The following is a 19,145-nucleotide window of genomic DNA, read 5'->3' on the forward strand; positions in this document are numbered from 1 at the left end:
CCCAGTGGCGAAGGCGAAGTTCGAGCGGACTAAGCCGCACGTCAACATCGGCACCATCGGTCACATTGACCACGGTAAGACGACGCTGACCGCGGCGATTACCAAGGTGCTGCATGACGCGTACCCCGACCTGAACGAGGCCTCGGCCTTCGACCAGATCGACAAGGCTCCTGAGGAGCGTCAGCGCGGTATCACGATCTCGATCGCGCACGTCGAGTACCAGACGGAGTCGCGTCACTACGCGCACGTCGACTGCCCCGGTCACGCGGACTACATCAAGAACATGATCACGGGTGCGGCGCAGATGGACGGCGCCATCCTCGTGGTTGCCGCCACCGACGGCCCGATGCCGCAGACCAAGGAGCACGTGCTCCTGGCCCGCCAGGTCGGCGTGCCGTACATCGTTGTCGCCCTGAACAAGGCCGACATGGTGGACGACGAGGAGATCCTGGAGCTCGTCGAGCTCGAGGTCCGTGAGCTCCTCTCCGAGTACGAGTTCCCGGGCGACGACCTCCCGGTCGTCAAGGTCTCGGCGCTCAAGGCGCTCGAGGGCGACAAGGAGTGGGGCCAGACTGTCCTCGACCTGATGAAGGCCGTCGACGAGTCGATCCCGCAGCCCGAGCGCGACGTCGACAAGCCGTTCCTGATGCCGATCGAGGACGTCTTCACGATCACCGGTCGTGGCACGGTCGTCACCGGTCGTATCGAGCGTGGTGTTCTCAAGGTCAACGAGACCGTCGACATTGTCGGTATCAAGGAAGAGAAGACCACCACCACGGTCACCGGCATCGAGATGTTCCGCAAGCTGCTCGACGAGGGCCAGGCGGGCGAGAACGTCGGTCTGCTCCTCCGTGGCATCAAGCGCGAGGACGTCGAGCGCGGCCAGGTCATCATCAAGCCCGGTTCGGTTACGCCGCACACCGAGTTTGAGGCCCAGGCCTACATCCTGTCGAAGGACGAGGGTGGTCGTCACACCCCCTTCTTCAACAACTACCGCCCGCAGTTCTACTTCCGTACCACGGACGTGACCGGCGTCGTTACCCTCCCCGAGGGCACCGAGATGGTCATGCCGGGCGACAACACCATCATGACGGTCTCGCTGATTCAGCCGGTCGCCATGGAGGAGGGCCTGAAGTTCGCCATCCGTGAGGGTGGCCGGACCGTGGGCGCCGGCCAGGTCACCAAGATCACCAAGTAATTTGGTGGCTTGACCTGGTAGCTCCTGTACGAGCACCAAGAAGGGCCCCGGCCCCGCCGTTCGCGGTGGAGCCGGGGCCCTTCTGTTGTTGCGGTGGCGGTGGCGGTGGTTGCGGCTACGGCTTCCAGAGCCATGGCGTGGCGTCCGGGCCGAGGCCCACCACTGCCGGGCCCTCGGGGCCGAGGTGCAGCGTGGGGACCTCAAGGGATGCCGGCGCTCCCTTGCGCCGTATCAGGCGGCCGTCCGTCAGGAGCTGGACGCGGCCCTTGCGGTCGCGGCCCACCAGGACCGGGCCCTTCGGGGCCGTTACGGCGCCCACCGCCCCGTAACCGTTGAAGCGCAGCCGCACCGGGCTCGCGCCGCCCACCCGTGCCGTCGTCAGCCGCGCGGTCGCGGGGCCCCGGTACACGAGGTCGATGCCGCCGTCCGGCGCCGCGAGGGCCGTGGGGGAGCCGCCCGGCGTGGGCAGACCGGTCGCCGGGCGCGGTCCCACCGGCTTGCCGGGTGCGTCCTGCGTCCAGTGGTGGACGGTGTCGTGGCCCGCGGCGAAGACGTGGACGCGGCCATGGCCGTCCACCGCGGTGGCCAGGCCGTCCTGTATCTCGCCGCCGCCCAGATCACGCCAGCCGGCCCAGCGCCCCGCCGTGTCCCTGACCCGCGTACTGATGCCCTTGTCCGCGTTGCGTACGAACAGATGGACCCGGCCGTCGGGAGCCGCCACGGCGACGGGCGAGCCGATGCGGCGCCCCCGGTCCCGGCGCTTCTCCGGGTTGCCGAGGCCGGTCCAGGCGCTGAACTCCCCGTCAGAAGTTCGCTGTTCGAGCAGTACTATCTCGCGCGCATTGGCCGCGCCATGACCGCCGAGCGCGGCGAAACGCAGCCCGAATATGAGCTGCCTCCCGTCCCCCAGAGTGGCCGAGCCGAGCGCCGGTGCGAGCGGCCCGCCGCCCAGGTCGTCCGGTGCGCCCCACACGCCGCTGCCGCGCGCCGTCTCGCGCCAGCGTGCGACCCGCAGGCCCAGCACGCCGTACGCCGTCAGGCGCCCGTCGGTCCCGGAGGTGACGACCGGGCGTGCACCGGGGTAGCGGTAGTGGGTGGATCGGACCCAGCCCTTCCGGTTGGTGAGCGGGCGGTCGCCGCCGACGTTGTAGTCGCCGCAGCCCGCCGCGTTCCCGCACTCCCAGTCGGGTGCGCCGCCGTACGGGACGAGGTGCGAGGCCTTCTCCCTGAGCACGTCCCGCGGCAGATTCTTGGGCCAGTGGCGGTTGTAGTAGCCGCGGTACGACGTGGCGACGAAGCCGGGCACGTCACCGCGGTTCTCGGTGGCCTCGGCGACCCGGCGGATCATCGCCGCCCAGGCGAAACAGCCGACAGCCGTGTGGTCGGCGTGGTCGGAGTACCCGGGCTGCTCGCTGTCGCGGCGCCGGGTGGCCTCGTCGCTGTGCTGGATGTCCGGGTCGGGATCGAGGGTCTGCACGACGGTGGGCCGGTACTCGGCCATCAGCCCCGCGAGTACGTCGATGAGCCCGTCGTACGTGTACGAACCGGCCTTCTGCAGCGGCGAGTTGTCGGCCACGACGGTACGCAGCGACAGCCCCCTCGCCTCCCACAGACTGGGCAGTCCCATCCGCCCCCACGAGGTGTGCATGGCGAGGTTGAGGAAGATCAGCTCGACCCGGCGGTCACCGTTCGCGAGTGAGTTCAGCTCGGCCCTGCGGTCCCCGCGCAGCGTGGTGACGGACTTGTCCCACTCGGTGAAGCGGGGCAGTCCGAGGAGAGTGGCGTACGCCTGGCGCAGCCCCTGATGGCGGGCGGAGGAGTACGCCGTCCTGTCGGCGGCCTGGGGGCCCGCGCCGGGGATCCGGTTGACACCGTTGGCCTCGCCCGCGGTGACGTACACACAGACCAGCGGGACGCCGGAGTCCAGCGTCCGCTGGGTGTCCGGGTTCATGAAGTACAGGTCGTCGTCCGGGTGGGCGAGTATCTGCATGAGCAGCGCGTGCCGGGGCCCGGATATCTGCTTGCCCGGCAGCGGATCGGGCGCGGGGCCCTTACGGCGCGGGGCGGGGACCGAGCAGGCGCTCACGGCGAGGCCCGCCGTGACGGCGGCGGCGGAGGCGACGAGGGTGCGCCTGGTGGGCCCGGACGCGGTGGCGCCCTCAGGGCAGGCAGGGGCAGGTCCCCGTTCGGCGGTACTGGCCACGCGTGCTGCTCCCCGTCCACTTCCCCCGCAGCGGGCGGTGCTTCGCGCTGCGCTCTGTGAAGGGGGACGGGGATTCGGTGACCGGGGTTGCCTCTACGCGGTGGCGTGTGCGTGGGCCTTTGCCAGGCGTGGCCTACGGGTAACGGGGCAGCTGCTCCGTCGAGATCGTCCACTCGCCGATCGTGACGTCCTCGCCGTAGAGGAAGTCCTTCCGGGTCGCGTACCGGGGACCGTTCGGGGTGGGGTGGATCTCGGTGAGCACCGCTCCCGCGCCCGTACGGGGATCGAAGATCGCGTATACGGGAATCCCGAGGAGCGGATAGTCCCGCGTCTTGCCCACCCAGTCGTTGTCCGGGTTGGACCGGGACACGACCTCGATGGCGGCGATCAGGGTGCGCGGATCGAAGGCTCCCTCGACTTCCATGTCCGCTTCGGCAATAACCATCACGTCCGGGTGACGCATGATGCCCTCGGCCTGGTCTTCCACGTCGGGAGTCCCCGTGTGGGCCACCAGGTCTTCCGGCATCACCTTCTCAAGGCGCTTCCGGACGCGCAGCGTGGTCAGCTCGTGGGGGCCGACGGGCGCCATCATGTCGTGAACGATCCCTTCCTTGGTGATCTCGAATTTGCCGGGAAGGGTGTCGTCCATGGACTGAACGAACTCCCGCATCGCCCCGTAGTGGGAGGCGTCCCGCCGCGCGTCGTCCGGGGCGATGGTCATGGCACTCGCTCCTCGTCGTCTGTGCCCAGGGGCAGGGATCGTCGCTTTCATGCTAGGCGGCCCCCGTAAGGCCCGGGCGGCAGTCGCGGCAGCGGCCCGGTTCGGGCGCGCGGAAGGCGCGGTCGCAGCCCTCGCAGGTCTGGAACGGGTCCGGCCGTACCACCTTTGGTGCGGGCGGCAGGGGTGGCGGCATCCGCGCGGTGAGGCGGTGTGCGAGCAGGGCCGCGGGGTGGCGTGGCGGCTCGGGAAGATTCGCGGTCATGGCGGCGCGTACGGCGTCGGGAGCGGCCCCGAGTTCCAGCCACGCGGCGACGGCGGGCGCGAGCCGCTGCACGTCCCGCTCGGCCAGCAGCAGACGCGGGTCGTCCCGGCGCAGGTCCGCGAGGAGCGCGGCGGCGACGCGGTGGCGCGCCGGGTCCTGGGTGCGGGGCTCGGGGAGGGGCGGGGGGACGCGTCGGGGTTGCGGGGCGGGTTCCGGTGCGGGTACGGGATCCGATGCCGATGCCGATGCCGATGCCGATGCCGATGCCGATGCCGGTTCGGGGGCGGGGGCCGGTGTGGGCTTCGGTGCCGGCTCGGGTGTTTGCGGCGGGGGTACGTCGGCGGGGGCGGGCCGGGGCGGGGATGCCTTCGGGTGCGGGACCGGGGCTGGGGGTGCGGGCCGCTGCGGCTTGGGCTCTGCGGCGCGGGCGGGGCGGCTCGGCTCCGGCTGGTTGTACGACACCGTGTGCGTGACGATCCGGCCGTTCGGCAGCCGCTCCCGGGTGCGCTCCAGGTAGCCGTACGCCTCCAGCTCGCGCAGGGCGGCGGCGATGCGTGCCTCGCTCTCCGGGAAGCGGTCCGAGAGGCACTTGATGCCGATACGGGCCCCGGCGGGCAGCGACTGGATGTGCGCGGCGAGCCCGATCGCGACGAGCGTCAGTTCGCGGTGCTGGGTGAGGTGATTGCCGACGACCGTGTAGCGGCTGGTGTGCCGGGTGTTGGCGTGTACGACGCCGGAACGGGCGGCGGCCCGGGGAACGCCGGACGAGGCGCGCGAGGGCGCGCTAAGGTGCTGGGGAGCCATCGGGAAGCCCTTACTTCCTCGGTGGTCAGGCCCTCGTTCGGGATTGGCGTCCCGGCCGGGGGCCGTCACATGTCTGTGCTTGTCGGGCCGAGCATATGCCCGGCAACCGGCCGAAAATCCAGCCCAGTTGGCGAACGCCACCCGTGTGGGTGACGGGGAGGCTGGTGGGGTTGGGAGGGGTTTTTGCACTCCGGGATTGAAAGTCTCTGATGTCGTGCCGTACCGCGATGCGGCTCACCGCATCGCGGTACACCGCGACCCGGTTCAGAGCGCGATCTCGGCCCACACCGTCTTGCAGGGCGACGGGCCCGATGTGACGCCCCAGCGGTCGGCGAGCGCCGCGACGAGCAGCAGCCCGCGTCCCGACTCCCCGCCGCCGGGCAGCTGTGCGGCCGGGAGCCGGTCGCCGCCGAGCAGGAGTGGTCGAAGAGCAGCTACAGCGCCAGCGCCAGCAACGACTGCGTCGAGATCGCCACCGGCTGCGGAACCGTCCACGTCCGCGACTCCAAGAACGTCCACGGCCCCCAGCTCGGGTTCACCCCCGGCGCCTGGGGTGACTTCGTAACGTACGCATCCGGGCACTGAGCGCAAGAACCTGAACGGGGGCTGCGAGCCCGCGCTTGACGCGATGGCCCCGGGGGGTAAGATCCTGCGCCCCGATTGGCCAGTGACGTGCCCGGTATGGCAGACTGTCGGGGTTGCTCGGTTGAGTGCCGATGCTGCGCGCCTCCCGCCGGGAGGACCGGAAGCGAGTCCCACAGTACTCGTCGCCCAATCTGCCCTCTGGGCAGCGCTGGGGCGGACGTACGGGAATCTTCCGGGAAGCGTCAGTGCGGTGCCGGCCAGGCACCCGGTGGGTGTTCTCCCCCGGCTTGCGGTCGCGGACCGCATCCCCTGTTAAAGGGAAAACCTTCGGGATTTCTTGCTGGCGGGGATGCGACACGCCCGACCGCGTGGGTCGGAGCAGAGCGGTGCTTTTCGAGGCAACCCCCTCGGGTTCCAGAGCGTTACGAGAGAACAGGACTACTAGGTAGCCATGGCGGGACAGAAGATCCGCATCCGGCTCAAGGCCTACGACCACGAGGTCATCGACTCTTCGGCGAAGAAGATCGTCGAGACGGTGACTCGCACTGGTGCGTCGGTCGCAGGCCCGGTGCCGCTGCCCACAGAGAAGAACGTGTACTGCGTCATCAAGTCGCCGCACAAGTACAAGGATTCTCGCGAGCACTTCGAGATGCGCACGCACAAGCGCCTCATCGACATCCTCGACCCCACGCCCAAGACCGTTGACTCGTTGATGCGCCTGGACCTTCCGGCCGGCGTTGACATCGAGATCAAGCTCTGAGAGGCGCGGAGATGGCTAAGCAGATTAAGGGCATCCTGGGCGAGAAGCTCGGCATGACCCAGGTCTGGGACGAGAACAACCGGGTTGTCCCGGTGACCGTCGTCAAGGCCGGGCCTAATGTCGTGACCCAGGTCCGCACGAATGACTCCGACGGCTACGAGTCGGTCCAGATCGCCTTCGGCGAGATCGACCCTCGCAAGGTGAACAAGCCCCTCAAGGGCCACTTCGCCAAGGCCGACGTGACCCCGCGCCGCCACCTGGTGGAGCTCCGTACCTCCGACGCCAGCGAGTACACGCTCGGCCAGGAGATCACTGCCGAGGTGTTCGAGTCCGGCGTCAAGGTTGACGTCACGGGCAAGAGCAAGGGCAAGGGCTTCGCCGGTGTCATGAAGCGTCACAACTTCGCCGGTGGCAAGGCTTCCCACGGTGCCCACCGCGTGCACCGCAAGCCCGGTTCCATCGGTGGCTGTGCCACCCCCGGCCGTGTCTTCAAGGGCATGCGCATGGCGGGTCGTATGGGCAACGAGCGGGTCACCACCCAGAACCTGACCGTCCACGCCGTTGACGCCGAGAAGGGTCTGCTGCTCATCAAGGGCGCCGTCCCCGGCCCCAACGGTGGCCTCGTCCTGGTCCGTACCGCGGCCAAGGGGGTTTGAGGAACCGATGAGCACCATTGACATCCTTACGCCGGCAGGCGACAAGGCCGGTACCGTCGAGCTCCCCGCGGAGATCTTCGATGCCAAGGTCAGCATTCCGCTGATCCACCAGGTCGTTGTCGCACAGCTGGCTGCTGCCCGTCAGGGCACGCACAAGACCAAGCGTCGCGGCGAAGTCCGTGGTGGCGGCAGGAAGCCCTACCGCCAGAAGGGCACCGGCCGCGCCCGTCAGGGTTCGACCCGCGCCCCGCAGTTCGCAGGCGGTGGCGTCGTCCACGGCCCGCAGCCGCGTGACTACTCGCAGCGCACGCCCAAGAAGATGAAGGCCGCCGCTCTGCGTGGCGCCCTCACCGACCGGGCCCGTAACGCTCGCATCCACGTCGTCTCCGACGTGGTCGAGGGTGCGGTTGTGTCCACGAAGGCCGCGAAGAACCTGCTGGGCAAGGTCAGCGAGCGCAAGCACGTGCTCCTGGTCGCCGAGCGTTCGGACGAGGCCGCGTGGCTGTCCGCCCGCAACCTGCCCCAGGTGCACCTCCTGGAGCCGGGCCAGCTGAACACGTACGACGTGCTCGTCTCCGACGACGTGGTCTTCACCAAGGCCGCTTTCGAGTCTTTCGTGTCTGGCCCCACCAAGGCCGATGAGACCGAAGGGAGCGACGTCTGATGGCTGAGGCGACCGTAACCAGCAAGACCTTCACGGACCCGCGTGACGTCCTCGTCAAGCCGGTTGTTTCCGAGAAGAGCTACGCGCTGCTCGACGAGAACAAGTACACGTTCATCGTCGCGCCCGGCTCCAACAAGACCCAGATCAAGCAGGCCGTGGAAGCGGTCTTCTCGGTCAAGGTCACCGGGGTCAACACGATCAACCGGCAGGGTAAGCGCAAGCGGACCAAGACCGGTTTCGGCAAGCGTGCCAACACCAAGCGCGCCATCGTGACCCTCGCCGAGGGCAACCGTATCGACATCTTCGGCGGCCCGGTCTCCTAGCGGAGTCCGAGTCGTCCGGAATCGGACGAGGACTGAGAAATGGGTATCCGCAAGTACAAGCCGACGACCCCGGGCCGTCGTGGCTCCAGCGTCGCCGACTTTGTCGAGATCACGCGGTCCACGCCGGAGAAGTCGCTGGTCCGCCCGCTGCACAGCAAGGGCGGCCGTAACAACGCCGGTCGTGTGACCGTTCGCCACCAGGGCGGTGGCCACAAGCGCGCCTACCGAGTGATCGACTTCCGTCGTCACGACAAGGACGGCGTGCCGGCCAAGGTCGCGCACATCGAGTACGACCCGAACCGCACCGCGCGCATCGCGCTCCTGCACTACGCAGACGGCGAGAAGCGCTACATCATCGCACCGCGTGGGCTCACGCAGGGTGACCGGATTGAGAACGGCCCTGGCGCCGACATCAAGCCCGGCAACAACCTGGCGCTGCGCAACATCCCGGTCGGTACGACCATCCACGCCATCGAGCTGCGGCCCGGCGGCGGCGCGAAGTTCGCCCGTTCCGCGGGTGCCTCCGTGCAGCTGCTGGCGAAGGAGGGCACGATGGCCCACCTTCGTATGCCGTCCGGTGAAATCCGGCTGGTCGACGCCCGCTGCCGCGCCACGATTGGCGAGGTCGGCAACGCCGAGCAGTCGAACATCAACTGGGGCAAGGCCGGCCGTATGCGCTGGAAGGGCGTACGCCCGACCGTCCGCGGTGTCGCGATGAACCCGGTTGACCACCCGCACGGTGGTGGTGAGGGCAAGACCTCCGGTGGTCGCCACCCGGTCAGCCCGTGGGGTCAGAAGGAGGGTCGTACTCGCTCGCCGAAGAAGGCATCGAGCAAGTACATCGTCCGCCGCCGCAAGACGAACAAGAAGCGCTAGGAGCGGGTTTAGATGCCGCGCAGTCTCAAGAAGGGGCCCTTCGTCGACGGACACCTCATCAAGAAGGTGGACGTACAGAACGAGGCAGGCACCAAGAACGTCATCAAGACCTGGTCCCGGCGCTCGATGATCATCCCGGCCATGCTGGGTCACACCATCGCGGTGCACAACGGCAAGATTCACGTCCCGGTGTTCGTCACCGAGTCGATGGTCGGCCACAAGCTCGGCGAGTTTGCGCCGACCCGCACCTTCCGCGGCCACGTCAAGGACGACCGCAAGTCGAAGCGCCGTTAAGGCGGGGTGCGATGACTATGAACGACACCGAAGGGACAACCATGGAAGCCAGGGCCCAGGCGCGGTACATCCGCGTCACGCCCATGAAGGCCCGCCGCGTGGTGGACCTTATCCGTGGCATGGATGCCACGGAGGCTCAGGCGGTCCTGCGTTTCGCCCCGCAGGCCGCGAGCGTGCCGGTCGGCAAGGTGCTTGACAGCGCCATTGCCAACGCCGCGCACAACTACGACCACACGGACGCCTCCTCGCTGGTCATCAGCGAGGCGTACGTCGACGAGGGCCCGACCCTGAAGCGGTTCCGTCCGCGCGCCCAGGGCCGTGCCTACCGGATCCGCAAGCGGACCAGCCACATCACCGTGGTCGTCAGCAGCAAGGAAGGTTCCCGGTAATGGGCCAGAAGGTAAACCCGCACGGGTTCCGGCTCGGCATCACCACGGACTTCAAGTCCCGCTGGTACGCCGACAAGCTGTACAAGGACTACGTCAAGGAAGACGTCGCCATCCGCAGGATGATGACGTCCGGCATGGAGCGCGCCGGCATCTCGAAGGTTGAGATCGAGCGCACCCGTGACCGCGTGCGTGTGGACATCCACACCGCTCGTCCGGGCATCGTCATCGGCCGCCGTGGCGCCGAGGCCGACCGCATCCGCGGTGACCTCGAGAAGCTCACGGGCAAGCAGGTCCAGCTGAACATCCTCGAGGTCAAGAACCCCGAGATGGACGCTCAGCTGGTTGCCCAGGCCGTTGCCGAGCAGCTCTCCTCCCGCGTCTCCTTCCGTCGCGCCATGCGTAAGAGCATGCAGGGCACGATGAAGGCCGGCGCCAAGGGCATCAAGATCCAGTGTGGTGGCCGTCTCGGCGGCGCCGAGATGTCCCGGTCCGAGTTCTACCGCGAGGGTCGTGTGCCGCTGCACACGCTGCGCGCGAACGTGGACTACGGCTTCTTCGAGGCCAAGACCACCTTCGGCCGTATCGGCGTGAAGGTCTGGATCTACAAGGGCGACGTCAAGAACATCGCCGAGGTTCGCGCCGAGAACGCTGCGGCCCGTGCGGGTAACCGCCCGGCCCGTGGTGGCGGCGCGGGCGACCGTCCGGCCGGTGGCCGTGGTGGTCGTGGTGGCGAGCGTGGCGGCCGCGGCCGCAAGCCGCAGCAGTCCGCGCCGGCAGCGGAGGCCCCCAAGGCCGACGCTCCCGCCGCCGCTGCTCCGGCTGAGAGCACCGGAACGGAGGCCTGACCGAAATGCTGATCCCTCGTAGGGTCAAGCACCGCAAGCAGCACCACCCCAAGCGCAGTGGTATGGCGAAGGGTGGCACTGAGGTCGCATTCGGCGAGTACGGCATCCAGGCGCTGACCCCGGCGTACGTGACGAACCGCCAGATCGAGGCTGCTCGTATCGCGATGACCCGCCACATCAAGCGTGGCGGCAAGGTCTGGATCAACATTTACCCGGACCGTCCGCTCACCAAGAAGCCTGCCGAGACCCGCATGGGTTCCGGTAAGGGTTCCCCCGAGTGGTGGATCGCGAACGTCAAGCCCGGTCGGGTGATGTTCGAGCTGTCCTACCCGAACGAGAAGATTGCTCGTGAGGCGCTCACCCGCGCTGCTCACAAGCTTCCGATGAAGTGCCGGATTGTTCGGCGCGAGGCAGGTGAGTCGTGATGGCGGCCGGTACCAAGGCGACCGAGCTGCGCGAGCTGAACGACGAGGATCTCGTCGCCAAGCTCCGTGAGGCCAAGGAAGAACTGTTCAATCTCCGCTTCCAGGCGGCGACCGGACAGCTCGAGAACCACGGCCGGCTCAAGTCCGTCCGTAAGGACATCGCCCGGATCTACACCCTGATGCGTGAGCGCGAGCTGGGCATCGAGACGGTGGAGAGCGCCTGATGAGCGAGAAGAACGTGACTGAGACGAACACTGACCGCGGATTCCGCAAGACCCGTGAGGGTCTGGTCGTCAGCGACAAGATGGACAAGACCGTCGTCGTCGCCGTCGAGGACCGCGTCAAGCACGCGCTGTACGGCAAGGTCATCCGCCGTACGAACAAGCTCAAGGCGCACGACGAGCAGAACGCTGCCGGCGTCGGCGACCGCGTCCTCATCATGGAGACGCGTCCGCTGTCGGCAAGCAAGCGCTGGCGCATCGTCGAGATCCTCGAGAAGGCCAAGTAGGTAATTCCCGCAAGGGAATTCCCGTTGATACAGCCCTGAGGGGTTTCCCTCAGGACAGTTCCGCCAGGCTCGGCAGGGGCACCCAGGTGCCCCTGCCGGGAACCGGCAGACGATCAGGAGATAGACGTGATCCAGCAGGAGTCGCGACTGCGTGTCGCCGACAACACGGGTGCGAAGGAAATTCTCACCATTCGTGTTCTCGGTGGCTCGGGTCGCCGCTACGCGGGCATCGGCGACGTCATCGTCGCCACCGTCAAGGACGCGATCCCCGGCGGCAACGTGAAGAAGGGTGACGTCGTCAAGGCTGTCATCGTTCGCACCGTCAAGGAGCGTCGTCGTCAGGACGGCTCGTACATCCGCTTCGACGAGAACGCCGCTGTCATTCTCAAGAACGACGGCGACCCTCGCGGCACCCGTATCTTCGGCCCGGTGGGCCGTGAGCTGCGCGAGAAGAAGTTCATGAAGATCATCTCGCTCGCGCCGGAGGTGCTGTAAGCATGAAGATCAAGAAGGGCGACCTGGTTCAGGTCATCACCGGTAAGGACAAGGGCAAGCAGGGCAAGGTCATTCTGGCCATCCCTACTGAGAACCGCGTCCTCGTCGAGGGTGTCAACCGGGTCAAGAAGCACACCAAGGCCGGCCAGACCGCTCGCGGTTCGCAGACCGGTGGCATTGTGACGACCGAGGCTCCGGTCCACGTCAGCAACGTTCAGCTGGTTGTGGAGAAGGACGGCAAGAAGGTCGTTACCCGCGTCGGCTACCGCTTTGACGACGAGGGCAACAAGATCCGCGTTGCCAAGCGGACTGGTGAGGACATCTGATGACTACCACCACCGCACCGCGCCTCAAGCTGCGCTACCGCGAGGAGATCCAGGGCAAGCTGCGTGAGGAGTTCTCGTACGAGAACGTCATGCAGATCCCCGGCCTCGTCAAGATTGTGGTCAACATGGGTGTGGGCGACGCCGCCCGCGACTCCAAGCTGATCGACGGCGCGATTCGCGACCTCACCACGATCACTGGCCAGAAGCCGGCCGTCACCAAGGCCCGGAAGTCCATCGCGCAGTTCAAGTTGCGCGAGGGTCAGCCGATCGGCTGCCACGTCACCCTCCGCGGTGACCGCATGTGGGAGTTCCTGGACCGTACGCTGTCGCTCGCGCTGCCGCGTATCCGTGACTTCCGTGGTCTGTCGCCGAAGCAGTTCGACGGCCGTGGCAACTACACCTTCGGTCTCACGGAGCAGGTCATGTTCCACGAGATCGACCAGGACAAGATCGACCGGGTCCGGGGCATGGACATCACCGTGGTTACCACGGCGACCAACGACGACGAGGGTCGTGCCCTCCTTCGTCACCTCGGCTTCCCGTTCAAGGAGAACTGACCGTGGCGAAGAAGGCCCTGATCGCTAAGGCGGCCCGCAAGCCGAAGTTCGCTGTGCGCGCGTACACGCGTTGCCAGCGCTGCGGCCGGCCGCACTCCGTCTACCGCAAGTTCGGCCTGTGCCGCGTGTGCCTTCGTGAGATGGCTCACCGTGGCGAGCTGCCGGGCGTGACCAAGAGCTCCTGGTAGTCCTGTACTGCCCTTCGGGCGTACGGATTTCCAGAGGCTCTCGGTAAGTATCTGGTCGGCAGGAGCCCTCCTTCGCATGCCGTAGGCTTGCGGGGTTGGGCGCCTGCCGCCCTGACCGACTTACTACGCCGTAGGTCCCCGCACCGCACCCGTCCCGCCACTGAGTGGGGAGAGGGATGGCGCATACAGGAAACCCCGGCGAGAGAGGCCGAAGGCCAATTCATGACCATGACTGATCCGATCGCGGACATGCTGACTCGTCTGCGTAACGCGAACTCGGCGTACCACGACACCGTGGCTATGCCGCACAGCAAGATCAAGTCGCACATCGCGGAGATCCTCCAGCAGGAGGGCTTCATCACCGGCTGGAAGGTCGAGGACGCCGAAGTCGGCAAGTCCCTCGTCCTGGAGCTGAAGTTCGGCCCGAACCGTGAGCGCTCCATTGCGGGCATCAAGCGGATCTCGAAGCCGGGTCTGCGCGTTTACGCGAAGTCCACCAACCTGCCGAAGGTCCTCGGCGGCCTGGGCGTGGCGATCATCTCCACGTCCCACGGTCTCCTGACCGGCCAGCAGGCAGGCAAGAAGGGCGTAGGTGGGGAAGTCCTCGCCTACGTCTGGTAGTCGGGAACGGAGGAAAAGCTAATGTCGCGAATCGGCAAGCTCCCCATCCAGGTTCCCGCCGGTGTGGACGTCACCATCGATGGCCGTACGGTCGCGGTGAAGGGCCCCAAGGGTTCCCTCTCGCACACTGTTGCGGCGCCCATCGAGGTCACCAAGGGCGAGGACGGCACCCTTGCGGTGCTGCGCCCGAACGACGAGCGTCAGAACAAGGCCCTCCACGGCCTGTCCCGCACGCTGGTGGCGAACATGATCACCGGTGTGACCCAGGGATACAGCAAGGCGCTCGAGATCAGCGGTGTCGGTTACCGCGTCCAGGCGAAGGGCTCCAACCTGGAGTTCGCCCTGGGCTACAGCCACCCGATCGTCGTTGAGGCCCCCGAGGGCATCTCCTTCAAGGTCGAGTCGCCCACGAAGCTCAGCGTCGAGGGCATCGACAAGCAGAAGGTCGGCGAGGTCGCCGCGAACATCCGCAAGCTGCGTAAGCCGGACCCGTACAAGGCCAAGGGCGTCAAGTACGCGGGCGAGGTTATCCGCCGCAAGGTCGGAAAGGCGGGTAAGTAAGCCATGGCATACGGTGTAAAGATCGCCAAGGGTGACGCGTACAAGCGCGCTGCCATCAAGCGTCGTCACATCCGCGTTCGCAAGCACGTCTCCGGTACGCCGGAGCGTCCTCGCCTCGTCGTGACGCGCTCCAACCGCAACATCGTTGCGCAGGTCATCGACGACATCGCGGGCCACACGCTCGCGTCGGCGTCGACCCTGGACGCCTCGATCCGTGGTGGCGAGGCCGACAAGAGCGCCCAGGCCCAGCAGGTCGGCGCACTTGTCGCCGAGCGTGCCAAGGCTGCCGGCGTCGAGGCCGTCGTGTTCGACCGTGGTGGCAACAGGTACGCCGGGCGCATTGCCGCTCTGGCTGACGCCGCCCGCGAAGCCGGGCTGAAGTTCTAAGCCCCGGTTCCGGGACTAACGGACGTAACAGAGAGAGGTAAATCCAATGGCTGGACCCCAGCGCCGCGGAAGCGGTGCCGGTGGCGGCGAGCGGCGGGACCGGAAGGGTCGCGACGGTGGCGCTGCCGCCGAGAAGACCGCTTACGTTGAGCGCGTTGTCGCGATCAACCGCGTTGCCAAGGTTGTCAAGGGTGGTCGCCGCTTCAGCTTCACCGCGCTGGTCGTGGTGGGCGACGGTGACGGCACCGTAGGTGTCGGATACGGCAAGGCCAAGGAAGTTCCCGCGGCCATCGCCAAGGGCGTTGAAGAGGCCAAGAAGAGCTTCTTCAAGGTTCCGCGTATCCAGGGCACCATCCCGCACCCGATCCAGGGCGAGAAGGCTGCGGGCGTTGTCCTGCTCAAGCCGGCTTCCCCCGGTACCGGCGTTATCGCCGGTGGCCCGGTGCGTGCCGTACTCGAGTGCGCCGGCGTTCACGACATCCTGTCGAAGTCGCTCGGTTCGTCGAACCCGATCAACATCGTGCACGCGACCGTGGCGGCCCTCCAGGGCCTGCAGCGTCCCGAGGAGATCGCGGCTCGCCGTGGTCTGCCCCTCGAGGACGTCGCCCCCGCGGCTCTGCTTCGTGCTCGTGCGGGAGCGGGTGCGTAATGGCCCGCCTCAAGATCACGCAGACGAAGTCGTACATCGGCAGCAAGCAGAACCACCGCGACACCCTTCGTTCGCTCGGGCTCAAGCGCCTGCACGACGTGGTTGTCAAGGAGGACCGCCCCGAGTTCCGCGGAATGGTTCACACCGTCCGCCACCTCGTGACGGTTGAGGAGGTCGACTGACATGGCGGAAAACAACCCGCTGAAGGTCCACAACCTCCGGCCCGCCCCGGGTGCCAAGACCGCCAAGACCCGTGTCGGTCGTGGTGAGGCATCCAAGGGTAAGACCGCAGGTCGTGGTACCAAGGGCACCAAGGCCCGCTACCAGGTTCCGCAGCGCTTCGAGGGCGGGCAGATGCCCCTCCACATGCGTCTGCCGAAGCTCAAGGGCTTCAAGAACCCGTTCCGCACCGAGTACCAGGTCGTGAACCTGGACAAGCTCGCCGAGCTCTACCCGCAGGGTGGAGAGGTCACGGTGGCCGATCTGGTCGCCAAGGGTGCGGTGCGTAAGAACGAACTCGTCAAGGTGCTTGGCGCCGGCGAGGTCTCCGTGGCGCTGACGGTGACGGTTGACGCCGTTTCCGCCTCCGCCAAGGAGAAGATCGCCGCTGCCGGCGGCACCGTCACCGAGCTCGTCTGAGAGACGAGTCCGATGGCTTGAACATCGACCGGGGATGCCTCTCAAAAGGGGCATCCCCGGTTGGTCGTTCCTAGGGGGGCATGGTCGCCGGTATGGTGGCGTGCACCGTTAACTTCCGCGCGGTGTGTCCGTGCGGCTTTTGACTGATTCGTATTCGTCGATCCTCAAGACCGTCACCTCTGACGCAGAAGCGCGGGGGTCGCAGGAGGCACCGTGCTCACCGCGTTCGCCCGGGCGTTCAAGACGCCCGACCTGCGCAAGAAGCTGCTCTTTACGCTCGGCATCATTGTGCTGTACCGGCTCGGGGCCCACATCCCTGTCCCCGGCGTCAGTTACAAGAGCGTGCAGCTCTGCGTGGACCAGGCTCAGTCGGGCAACAACCTCCTTGGTCTGGCGAATCTGTTCAGTGGCGGCGCGCTGCTGCAGATCACGATTTTCGCGCTCGGCATCATGCCGTACATCACGGCGAGCATCATTCTCCAGCTGCTGACCGTGGTGATTCCCCGTCTGGAGGCCCTCAAGAAGGAGGGTCAGTCCGGCACGGCGAAAATCACCCAGTACACGCGGTACTTGACGGTGGCGCTCGCCATCCTGCAGGGCACCGGCCTGGTCGCCACCGCCCGCAACGGTGCGCTGTTCAGCGGGTGTCCGGCCGCGGCCGACATCGTGCCCGACAAGTCGATCTTCGTCACTGTCGTCATGGTGATCACCATGACCACGGGTACCGCGATGGTCATGTGGCTCGGTGAGCTCGTCACCGACCGCGGCGTCGGCAACGGCATGTCGATCCTGATGTTCATCTCGATCGCGGCCGGCTTCCCGGGCGCCCTGTGGGCCATCAAGAAGCAGGGTGATCTGGCCAACGGCTGGATCGAGTTCGGCGTGGTGATCCTGGTCGGCTTTGCGATGGTCGCGCTCGTGGTCTTTGTCGAGCAGGCGCAGCGCAGGATTCCGGTGCAATACGCGAAGCGCATGATCGGACGGAAGTCCTACGGCGGTACGTCGACGTACATCCCGCTGAAGGTCAACCAGGCCGGTGTGATTCCTGTCATCTTCGCGTCGTCGCTTCTCTACATCCCCATGCTGATCGTGCAGTTTGGTGGCGGTGGCGGAGATTCCGCGTGGGCGACCTGGATTCAGCAGCACTTTGTGGACGGCAAACCCATCTACATCGCCACTTACTTCCTGCTGATCGTGTTCTTTGCCTTCTTCTATGTGGCGATCTCGTTCAACCCCGAGGAAGTCGCCGACAACATGAAGAAGTATGGTGGCTTCGTCCCGGGTATCCGGGCTGGTCGACCTACTGCTGAGTACCTCAGCTATGTGCTCAATCGGATCACGTGGCCGGGATCGCTGTATCTGGGTCTGATTGCTCTCGTACCGACGATGGCGTTGGCGGGCTTCGGAGCGAACCAGGACTTCCCCTTCGGCGGGACAAGCATCCTCATCATCGTGGGTGTGGGCCTGGAGACCGTGAAGCAGATCGAGAGCCAGCTCCAGCAGCGCAATTACGAAGGGTTCCTCCGCTGATGCGAATCGTCCTCGTCGGGCCGCCCGGTGCCGGCAAGGGAACGCAGGCTGCGTTCCTTGCCAAGAACCTGTCGATCCCGCACATCTCCACGGGCGACCTCTTCCGCGCCAACATCAGTCAGGGCACGGACCTCGGCAAGCAGGCGAAGGCGTTCATGGACGCCGGCAACCTGGTTCCGGACGAGGTCACCATCGGGATGGCCAAGGACCGTATGGCAAAGCCCGACGCCCAGGGCGGCTTCCTCCTTGACGGCTTCCCGCGGAACGTCTCGCAGGCCGAGGCTCTGGACGAGTCGCTGAAGGCCGAGGGCCAGAAGCTGGATGCCGTACTGGACCTGGAAGTCCCCGAGGACGAGGTCGTGAAGCGGATCGCGGGTCGCCGCATCTGCCGCAACGACTCCAGCCACGTCTTCCACGTGGTGTACAGCCCCGCCAAGGAAGAGGGCGTCTGTGACGTCTGCGGCGGCGAGCTCTACCAGCGTGGTGACGACAGTGAGGAAACGGTGCGCCGTCGCCTCGAGGTCTACCACAGCGAGACCGAGCCGATCATCGACCACTACAAGGCCCAGGGCCTGGTGGTCACCATCTCCGCGCTCGGCAAGGTCGACGAAGTGACCAAGCGCGCGATGGAAGCCCTGAAGAAGTCCTCCGACGAGGGCTGATTGAGCAAGCAGTACAACGGTTGCGGCCGCGGTGTCCGAGAGGCGCCGCGGCCGTACTGTTGAGCAGGCAGTAACAGCGAATGCGGAAGGCGCACACATGGTGGAGATCAAGACCCCGGAGCAGATCGCGAAGATGCGCGAGGCGGGGCTGGTCGTCGCCGCCGTCCATGCGGCCACCCGTGAGGCGGCCGTTCCCGGCGCCACCACGAAGGACCTGGACGAGGTGTCCCGCAAGGTGCTCGCGGAGCACGGCGCGAAGTCGAACTTCCTCGGGTACGGCGGCTTCCCCGCCACCATCTGCACCTCGGTCAACGAGGTCGTCGTGCATGGCATCCCCGACGACAAGACCGTCCTCAAGGACGGCGACATCATCTCCATCGACGCCGGCGCGATCGTCGACGGCTGGCACGGCGACGCGGCGTACACCGCCTTCGTGGGTACGGGGCATGCGCCCGAGCTGGTGGAGCTCTCCCGGGTGACGGAGGAGTCGATGTGGGCCGGGCTCGCCGCGATGAAGCAGGGCAACCGCCTCGTCGACATCTCCAAGGCGATCGAGTCGTACATCCGCCGCCAGCCGCGTCCCGCCACGGGCAAGTACGGGATCATCGAGGACTACGGCGGCCACGGCATCGGCTCCGAGATGCACATGGACCCGCACCTGCTGAACTACGTCACCCGCAAGCGCGGCAAGGGCCCCAAGCTGGTGCCCGGCTTCTGCCTGGCGATCGAGCCGATGGTGAGCCTCGGTACGCCGCACACCGATGTGCTGGAGGACAACTGGACCGTCGTCACGACGGACGGGACCTGGTCCTCGCACTGGGAGCACTCGGTGGCGCTGACGGAGGAGGGTCCGCTGGTGCTGACCGCGGTGGACGGCGGGAAAGCGAAGCTTGCGGAGTACGGCGTGACGGCTGCGCCCGATCCGCTGGGCTGAGCTGCTCAGAGTAACGATCTTGACCGTTGGGCAGACTTGCCGGATTCGTGTTTTCCGGGGGCCTGACGTAGACTGACTCGTCG

The 19,145-nt window shown here is 66.9% G+C and carries 29 protein-coding genes; 26 read left to right on the forward strand and 3 right to left on the reverse strand.

The features are described from left to right. The first annotated feature begins 4 nt into the window (after positions 1-4). Complete coding sequence (tuf, locus tag PXH83_RS17760) at positions 5-1,198, forward strand: elongation factor Tu (RefSeq protein ID WP_028812381.1); 1,194 nt, start codon at positions 5-7, stop codon at positions 1,196-1,198. Positions 1,199-1,313: 115 nt separating this feature from the next. On the opposite strand, the gene PXH83_RS17765 is transcribed toward tuf, so the two are convergent. The 3 genes from PXH83_RS17765 to PXH83_RS17775 form a co-directional block, all read right to left on the reverse strand. Beyond that, positions 1,314-3,401, reverse strand: coding sequence for a PIG-L family deacetylase (locus PXH83_RS17765; protein ID WP_420803181.1), 2,088 nt, complete (start codon positions 3,399-3,401; stop codon positions 1,314-1,316). Between the two features lie 133 nt (positions 3,402-3,534). Further along, on the reverse strand, positions 3,535-4,122 hold the full coding sequence (locus tag PXH83_RS17770) for a Uma2 family endonuclease (protein WP_274561380.1): 588 nt from the start codon (positions 4,120-4,122) through the stop codon (positions 3,535-3,537). Between the two features lie 52 nt (positions 4,123-4,174). Continuing rightward, positions 4,175-5,188, reverse strand: a complete 1,014-nt coding sequence (locus tag PXH83_RS17775; RefSeq protein WP_274561381.1) for a helix-turn-helix domain-containing protein — start codon at positions 5,186-5,188, stop codon at positions 4,175-4,177. A gap of 384 nt (positions 5,189-5,572) precedes the next feature. Between PXH83_RS17775 and PXH83_RS17785 the strand changes: the two genes are divergently transcribed. The 25 genes from PXH83_RS17785 (at position 5,573) to map (ending at position 19,062) form a co-directional block, all read left to right on the forward strand. Continuing rightward, entirely contained in the window at positions 5,573-5,773 is a 201-nt protein-coding gene (locus PXH83_RS17785; protein ID WP_274562878.1) for a DUF397 domain-containing protein, read from the forward strand. Between the two features lie 451 nt (positions 5,774-6,224). Then, positions 6,225-6,533 carry a 30S ribosomal protein S10 gene (gene rpsJ / locus PXH83_RS17790; RefSeq protein WP_003948644.1) on the forward strand — a complete coding sequence of 103 codons (309 nt, stop codon included), beginning with the start codon at positions 6,225-6,227 and terminating at the stop codon, positions 6,531-6,533. An 11-nt stretch (positions 6,534-6,544) separates the two neighbouring features. Next, complete coding sequence (gene rplC / locus PXH83_RS17795; protein ID WP_028812377.1) at positions 6,545-7,189, forward strand: 50S ribosomal protein L3; 645 nt, start codon at positions 6,545-6,547, stop codon at positions 7,187-7,189. Positions 7,190-7,196: 7 nt separating this feature from the next. Beyond that, the gene (rplD, locus tag PXH83_RS17800) at positions 7,197-7,853 is read left to right on the forward strand and encodes a 50S ribosomal protein L4 (protein WP_274561382.1); all 657 of its coding nucleotides are present in this window, start codon (positions 7,197-7,199) and stop codon (positions 7,851-7,853) included. Continuing rightward, positions 7,853-8,176, forward strand: coding sequence for a 50S ribosomal protein L23 (rplW, locus tag PXH83_RS17805; RefSeq protein ID WP_274561383.1), 324 nt, complete (start codon positions 7,853-7,855; stop codon positions 8,174-8,176). The genes rplD and rplW overlap by 1 nt, the downstream gene beginning before the upstream one ends. A 39-nt stretch (positions 8,177-8,215) precedes the next feature. Then, complete coding sequence (rplB, locus tag PXH83_RS17810) at positions 8,216-9,052, forward strand: 50S ribosomal protein L2 (RefSeq protein ID WP_274561384.1); 837 nt, start codon at positions 8,216-8,218, stop codon at positions 9,050-9,052. A gap of 12 nt (positions 9,053-9,064) precedes the next feature. Beyond that, positions 9,065-9,346 (forward strand): 30S ribosomal protein S19, encoded by a 282-nt coding sequence (gene rpsS / locus PXH83_RS17815; protein WP_274561385.1) that lies wholly within the window; start codon positions 9,065-9,067, stop codon positions 9,344-9,346. 41 nt (positions 9,347-9,387) lie between these two features. Beyond that, positions 9,388-9,735 carry a 50S ribosomal protein L22 gene (gene rplV / locus PXH83_RS17820; RefSeq protein ID WP_028812372.1) on the forward strand — a complete coding sequence of 116 codons (348 nt, stop codon included), beginning with the start codon at positions 9,388-9,390 and terminating at the stop codon, positions 9,733-9,735. Continuing rightward, positions 9,735-10,580 carry a 30S ribosomal protein S3 gene (gene rpsC, locus PXH83_RS17825; RefSeq protein WP_214920410.1) on the forward strand — a complete coding sequence of 282 codons (846 nt, stop codon included), beginning with the start codon at positions 9,735-9,737 and terminating at the stop codon, positions 10,578-10,580. The genes rplV and rpsC overlap by 1 nt, the downstream gene beginning before the upstream one ends. Positions 10,581-10,585: 5 nt before the next feature. Continuing rightward, a complete protein-coding gene (rplP, locus tag PXH83_RS17830) occupies positions 10,586-11,005 on the forward strand; it encodes a 50S ribosomal protein L16 (RefSeq protein WP_119286204.1) in 420 nt (139 codons plus the stop codon). Continuing rightward, positions 11,005-11,229, forward strand: a complete 225-nt coding sequence (rpmC, locus tag PXH83_RS17835) for a 50S ribosomal protein L29 (protein ID WP_028812369.1) — start codon at positions 11,005-11,007, stop codon at positions 11,227-11,229. Before rplP ends, rpmC begins: the two co-directional genes overlap by 1 nt. After that, the gene (rpsQ, locus tag PXH83_RS17840; RefSeq protein ID WP_214920409.1) at positions 11,229-11,513 is read left to right on the forward strand and encodes a 30S ribosomal protein S17; all 285 of its coding nucleotides are present in this window, start codon (positions 11,229-11,231) and stop codon (positions 11,511-11,513) included. Before rpmC ends, rpsQ begins: the two co-directional genes overlap by 1 nt. A 126-nt stretch (positions 11,514-11,639) precedes the next feature. Next, the gene (rplN, locus tag PXH83_RS17845) at positions 11,640-12,008 is read left to right on the forward strand and encodes a 50S ribosomal protein L14 (protein ID WP_003966950.1); all 369 of its coding nucleotides are present in this window, start codon (positions 11,640-11,642) and stop codon (positions 12,006-12,008) included. Between the two features lie 2 nt (positions 12,009-12,010). Continuing rightward, a complete protein-coding gene (rplX, locus tag PXH83_RS17850; protein ID WP_214920408.1) occupies positions 12,011-12,334 on the forward strand; it encodes a 50S ribosomal protein L24 in 324 nt (107 codons plus the stop codon). Further along, positions 12,334-12,891 (forward strand): 50S ribosomal protein L5, encoded by a 558-nt coding sequence (gene rplE / locus PXH83_RS17855; RefSeq protein ID WP_214920407.1) that lies wholly within the window; start codon positions 12,334-12,336, stop codon positions 12,889-12,891. Before rplX ends, rplE begins: the two co-directional genes overlap by 1 nt. Before the next feature lie 2 nt (positions 12,892-12,893). Next, positions 12,894-13,079, forward strand: coding sequence for a type Z 30S ribosomal protein S14 (locus PXH83_RS17860; protein ID WP_004571834.1), 186 nt, complete (start codon positions 12,894-12,896; stop codon positions 13,077-13,079). Between the two features lie 222 nt (positions 13,080-13,301). Beyond that, positions 13,302-13,700: a 30S ribosomal protein S8 gene (gene rpsH / locus PXH83_RS17865; RefSeq protein ID WP_028812365.1), complete on the forward strand. Its 399-nt coding sequence runs from the start codon at positions 13,302-13,304 to the stop codon at positions 13,698-13,700. 21 nt (positions 13,701-13,721) lie between these two features. Beyond that, positions 13,722-14,261, forward strand: a complete 540-nt coding sequence (rplF, locus tag PXH83_RS17870; RefSeq protein ID WP_214920406.1) for a 50S ribosomal protein L6 — start codon at positions 13,722-13,724, stop codon at positions 14,259-14,261. Between the two features lie 3 nt (positions 14,262-14,264). After that, positions 14,265-14,648 (forward strand): 50S ribosomal protein L18, encoded by a 384-nt coding sequence (gene rplR, locus PXH83_RS17875; protein ID WP_028812363.1) that lies wholly within the window; start codon positions 14,265-14,267, stop codon positions 14,646-14,648. 46 nt (positions 14,649-14,694) lie between these two features. Then, positions 14,695-15,297 (forward strand): 30S ribosomal protein S5, encoded by a 603-nt coding sequence (rpsE, locus tag PXH83_RS17880; protein ID WP_014047793.1) that lies wholly within the window; start codon positions 14,695-14,697, stop codon positions 15,295-15,297. Beyond that, positions 15,297-15,479 (forward strand): 50S ribosomal protein L30, encoded by a 183-nt coding sequence (rpmD, locus tag PXH83_RS17885; protein WP_018550611.1) that lies wholly within the window; start codon positions 15,297-15,299, stop codon positions 15,477-15,479. The genes rpsE and rpmD overlap by 1 nt, the downstream gene beginning before the upstream one ends. A gap of 1 nt (position 15,480) precedes the next feature. Next, positions 15,481-15,936, forward strand: a complete 456-nt coding sequence (gene rplO, locus PXH83_RS17890) for a 50S ribosomal protein L15 (protein ID WP_274561386.1) — start codon at positions 15,481-15,483, stop codon at positions 15,934-15,936. 213 nt (positions 15,937-16,149) lie between these two features. Next, a complete protein-coding gene (secY, locus tag PXH83_RS17895; RefSeq protein ID WP_214920404.1) occupies positions 16,150-17,466 on the forward strand; it encodes a preprotein translocase subunit SecY in 1,317 nt (438 codons plus the stop codon). Next, positions 17,466-18,128 (forward strand): adenylate kinase, encoded by a 663-nt coding sequence (locus tag PXH83_RS17900; RefSeq protein ID WP_214920403.1) that lies wholly within the window; start codon positions 17,466-17,468, stop codon positions 18,126-18,128. The genes secY and PXH83_RS17900 overlap by 1 nt, the downstream gene beginning before the upstream one ends. Before the next feature lie 97 nt (positions 18,129-18,225). Then, on the forward strand, positions 18,226-19,062 hold the full coding sequence (gene map, locus PXH83_RS17905) for a type I methionyl aminopeptidase (protein ID WP_274561387.1): 837 nt from the start codon (positions 18,226-18,228) through the stop codon (positions 19,060-19,062). The last annotated feature ends 83 nt before the right edge of the window (positions 19,063-19,145 follow it).

This window comes from Streptomyces spiramyceticus (assembly GCF_028807635.1).
Lineage (GTDB): Bacteria > Actinomycetota > Actinomycetes > Streptomycetales > Streptomycetaceae > Streptomyces > Streptomyces spiramyceticus.

What these genes read in the sequence shown, in the direction of transcription:
- PXH83_RS17770 (WP_274561380.1), bottom strand. Translation starts at nt 4,122, where the DNA reads ATGACCATCGCCCCGGACGACGCGCGGCGGGACGCCTCCCACTACGGG.
- PXH83_RS17775 (WP_274561381.1), bottom strand. Translation starts at nt 5,188, where the DNA reads ATGGCTCCCCAGCACCTTAGCGCGCCCTCGCGCGCCTCGTCCGGCGTT.
- rpsJ (WP_003948644.1), top strand. Translation starts at nt 6,225, where the DNA reads ATGGCGGGACAGAAGATCCGCATCCGGCTCAAGGCCTACGACCACGAG.
- rplC (WP_028812377.1), top strand. Translation starts at nt 6,545, where the DNA reads ATGGCTAAGCAGATTAAGGGCATCCTGGGCGAGAAGCTCGGCATGACC.
- rplD (WP_274561382.1), top strand. Translation starts at nt 7,197, where the DNA reads ATGAGCACCATTGACATCCTTACGCCGGCAGGCGACAAGGCCGGTACC.
- rplW (WP_274561383.1), top strand. Translation starts at nt 7,853, where the DNA reads ATGGCTGAGGCGACCGTAACCAGCAAGACCTTCACGGACCCGCGTGAC.
- rplB (WP_274561384.1), top strand. Translation starts at nt 8,216, where the DNA reads ATGGGTATCCGCAAGTACAAGCCGACGACCCCGGGCCGTCGTGGCTCC.
- rpsS (WP_274561385.1), top strand. Translation starts at nt 9,065, where the DNA reads ATGCCGCGCAGTCTCAAGAAGGGGCCCTTCGTCGACGGACACCTCATC.
- rplV (WP_028812372.1), top strand. Translation starts at nt 9,388, where the DNA reads ATGGAAGCCAGGGCCCAGGCGCGGTACATCCGCGTCACGCCCATGAAG.
- rpsC (WP_214920410.1), top strand. Translation starts at nt 9,735, where the DNA reads ATGGGCCAGAAGGTAAACCCGCACGGGTTCCGGCTCGGCATCACCACG.
- rplP (WP_119286204.1), top strand. Translation starts at nt 10,586, where the DNA reads ATGCTGATCCCTCGTAGGGTCAAGCACCGCAAGCAGCACCACCCCAAG.
- rpmC (WP_028812369.1), top strand. Translation starts at nt 11,005, where the DNA reads ATGGCGGCCGGTACCAAGGCGACCGAGCTGCGCGAGCTGAACGACGAG.
- rpsQ (WP_214920409.1), top strand. Translation starts at nt 11,229, where the DNA reads ATGAGCGAGAAGAACGTGACTGAGACGAACACTGACCGCGGATTCCGC.
- rplX (WP_214920408.1), top strand. Translation starts at nt 12,011, where the DNA reads ATGAAGATCAAGAAGGGCGACCTGGTTCAGGTCATCACCGGTAAGGAC.
- rplE (WP_214920407.1), top strand. Translation starts at nt 12,334, where the DNA reads ATGACTACCACCACCGCACCGCGCCTCAAGCTGCGCTACCGCGAGGAG.
- rpsH (WP_028812365.1), top strand. Translation starts at nt 13,302, where the DNA reads ATGACCATGACTGATCCGATCGCGGACATGCTGACTCGTCTGCGTAAC.
- rplF (WP_214920406.1), top strand. Translation starts at nt 13,722, where the DNA reads ATGTCGCGAATCGGCAAGCTCCCCATCCAGGTTCCCGCCGGTGTGGAC.
- rplR (WP_028812363.1), top strand. Translation starts at nt 14,265, where the DNA reads ATGGCATACGGTGTAAAGATCGCCAAGGGTGACGCGTACAAGCGCGCT.
- rpsE (WP_014047793.1), top strand. Translation starts at nt 14,695, where the DNA reads ATGGCTGGACCCCAGCGCCGCGGAAGCGGTGCCGGTGGCGGCGAGCGG.
- rpmD (WP_018550611.1), top strand. Translation starts at nt 15,297, where the DNA reads ATGGCCCGCCTCAAGATCACGCAGACGAAGTCGTACATCGGCAGCAAG.
- rplO (WP_274561386.1), top strand. Translation starts at nt 15,481, where the DNA reads ATGGCGGAAAACAACCCGCTGAAGGTCCACAACCTCCGGCCCGCCCCG.
- PXH83_RS17900 (WP_214920403.1), top strand. Translation starts at nt 17,466, where the DNA reads ATGCGAATCGTCCTCGTCGGGCCGCCCGGTGCCGGCAAGGGAACGCAG.
- map (WP_274561387.1), top strand. Translation starts at nt 18,226, where the DNA reads ATGGTGGAGATCAAGACCCCGGAGCAGATCGCGAAGATGCGCGAGGCG.